We start from the raw sequence: 2664 nt of genomic DNA, 5'->3' as shown, positions 1-2664 counted from the left end.
GCTGCGGGGTGGGGGCGGTCAGGGGGGCGCCGGTGTCGAAGTCGTAGGCGCAGGCCTCGCAGTAGCGGCTGCCGGAGCGGGGCTCGGCGCACACCGGGCAGACCGGCTCGGATGGCGGTGGAGTCCCGGGCGGCGGGGTGGACCGCGTCGCCGGCGCCGCCAGAGCCCCATCGTCCGCCAGGCCGCCCTCGTCCGCCGGACCGGGGGTGAGGGGGAGGCCGCAGGTGTCGCACCAGTCGTCGGCGGTGGACAGGTGGCCGTCCGGGCAGAGCGGGCTCACGGCGCCTTCGGGGTGACGGTTCGGGTGGACGAGGCGTCGAGGTCCATCTCGTCGAGTCTGTCGACCCTGCGGCGCAGGGTGACGTGGCCGGTCGACGCGTCGACGATGTCGACCACCTTCTCCAGCCGGCGCAGCGTGTCCACGTCGCCGGACTCGGCGGCGAGGCGGGCCGCCCGGCCCAGCGCGGTGGCGGCACCCTCGTCGTCACCTGCCGCCCGGGCCCGGATGCCGTCCTGGATGACGCTGGCCAGCTCGGCCTGCCCGGTCCAGTGCGCGACAACCGGGTTGATCCGGGTGGACTCGGCGATGTCATCGGTCCAGGTCACCTCGACCTTCGCCGTCGACAGGGTGTCCTCGCCGTCGAGGAGGCTGATGCGGGCGGCCAGGCGCCGGCCGCCGACCGGCGCGGGCGGCACGTCGACGCAGACGTGGTAGTTGCGGGTCTCCGATCCCCAGGCTCCGGTCGGGTAGTCGTGGACAAGGTCGCTCACGGCCACCGCCCGGGCGGTCAGGTCGTCGATCTGCGGAGAGACCTGGCGGACGAACCGGACGCTGGCGCCCCGGGGAGCCCAGATCCGCAGCCGGACGTCGCCGACGCCGCGGTCCATCGCGGTCTGGATCACGGTCCGGAAGTCCTCGGCGATGTCCGACGGGCGGCGCAGCAACGCGACGGTGCCGAGCAGCGCCGTGGAGACCTTGCGCAGCTCCTCGACGTTCCAGTCGGCGCCGACCCCGCGGGCGTCGCACTGGAACACGCCCTCGCAGGCGGTCAGCGCCTCGGCGAACGTCTCCGGCGCCTCCCCGTTCTGGCCGTCGGTCAGCAGCAGGGCGTGGTGGATCGCGCCGGGCGCGGTGAACATCAGGTCGCGGGCCGCGAGCAGCCATCTGCCGATGGCGGTGCCGCCGCTCGCCGCCAGCCGGTTGATCCGGTCCTTCGCCTCCTGCCGTGTCCGGTCGGACACCACGGCGAGGCCCCTGGCCGGGTAGATCATCGTGGCGCCCGACTCGCCCCGGACCACCGCGAAGGAGACGCCGTCGCGCAACGTGTCGACGGCGACCGCGGCCGCCCGCCGCGCCTCCTCCATCTTGCGGCCACCGCCCATCGAACCGGAGCAGTCGAGCAGGATCACCTCCACCGCCCGCGGGCCGGCCCCGATCGCGCTCGCACCCACGTCGGCGTTGACGGTGACCACCGCGTCGACCTGCGTGCCCTCCTCGGGCAGGTGCGGGTTCAGATGTACCTCGCTGGTGAACGACACCATCAGGCTCTCCCGGGAATGTCCATGACGACGACGGTGATGTTGTCGTGGCCGCCGGCGCGCAGGGCCGCGGCGGTCAGGTGACGGGCGACCTCGGCGGCGGACGCGCCGGCCGGCAGCTCGGCGACGAGGGCGGCCAGCACGCCGGCCGGCGAGGCGTGGTTCCACAGGCCGTCAGTGCAGAGCAGCACCCGGCCGGGTCCCGTCGGATGGGCGACGTGGATGTGCGGCGTGGTGCGCGGGCTGCTCCGGCCCAGCCAGGACGTGATCGTGTGGGCGCCGCGGGCGGTCTCCGCGTCCTCGGCCGGGATGAGGCCGGCCCGGGCGGCCTCGGCCGCGACCGTGTCGTCGGCGGTCAGCAGCCTCGGGCCGTCTCCGTCGAGCAGGTAGACACGACTGTCGCCGAGCCAGCCGACGGTCAGGACGCCGCCCGTGAACAGCGCCGCCGCGAAGGTGCAGGACGGATCCTCGCCGGGCCCGGCCGGCAGGGCCTCGATCGCGGCCTGGCCGGCGGCGGCCGCGGCGCGGATCGCGTCACCGGCCGCTCCGCCGACGCCACCCAGATCGGCGGTGTCGCCGTCCGCTCCGGTTGCGCCGTCCGCTCCGGTGTCGCCGTCGGCGATCGAGGCGGCCCGCGACGCCAGCGTGGCCGACGCCAGCGTGGCCAGGGCGGCCTCGGCGGCGGCGCGGGCCCCCGGACCCGATCCGGCGGCCTGCGAGACCCCGTCACACACCACCGCGACCAGGGCCCCACCGCCTGCGGCAGACGCGTCGGCGGCCATCGCGTCCTCGTTGGTCGGGTGGGTCAGGCCGCGGTCGCTGACCCCGCCGACCGGGCCGCGGTCGATCTCGGTGTGGTCGAACGGGTCGACCGCCGCGCGCCGCAGACCGCAGGTCACGCAGTAGCCGTCGGCGTCGACCTCGATGCCCTGGCACTCGGCGCAGGCCACGACGTCAGAGGGCGGCGGACCCGAGGACGGTGTCGGTGCGGGCGGGAGATCGGCGGGCGCGGAGGCGTGCTGCTGCAGGGCGGTGCCGCAGGCCTCGCAGAATCGGTCGGTCGGCAGCGCCTCGGCGCCGCAGGCGGGGCAGAGCTGCGGCGAGGCGCTGCCTACCGACCGATTC

The 2664-nt window shown here is 75.6% G+C and carries 2 protein-coding genes and 1 pseudogene; all 3 read right to left on the bottom strand.

Translation table 11 applies throughout. From position 1 onward, the window contains the following. Positions 1-280, bottom strand: a pseudogene (locus C1A33_RS23460) (hypothetical protein); the annotation flags it as partial. Then, entirely contained in the window at positions 277-1542 is a 1266-nt protein-coding gene (locus C1A33_RS23455; RefSeq protein ID WP_101833517.1) for a VWA domain-containing protein, read from the bottom strand. The pseudogene C1A33_RS23460 and the gene C1A33_RS23455, both read right to left, overlap by 4 nt. Beyond that, a partial coding sequence (locus C1A33_RS23450) for a protein phosphatase 2C domain-containing protein (protein ID WP_101833516.1) occupies positions 1542-2664 on the bottom strand: 1123 nt, incomplete at its 5' end. The genes C1A33_RS23450 and C1A33_RS23455, both read right to left, overlap by 1 nt.

It is taken from the genome of Frankia canadensis (genome assembly GCF_900197875.1).
Lineage (GTDB): Bacteria > Actinomycetota > Actinomycetes > Frankiales > Frankiaceae > Frankia > Frankia canadensis.
The sequence above is the reverse complement of the archived record's forward strand: the minus strand, read 5'-3'. Positions and strand labels throughout refer to the sequence as shown.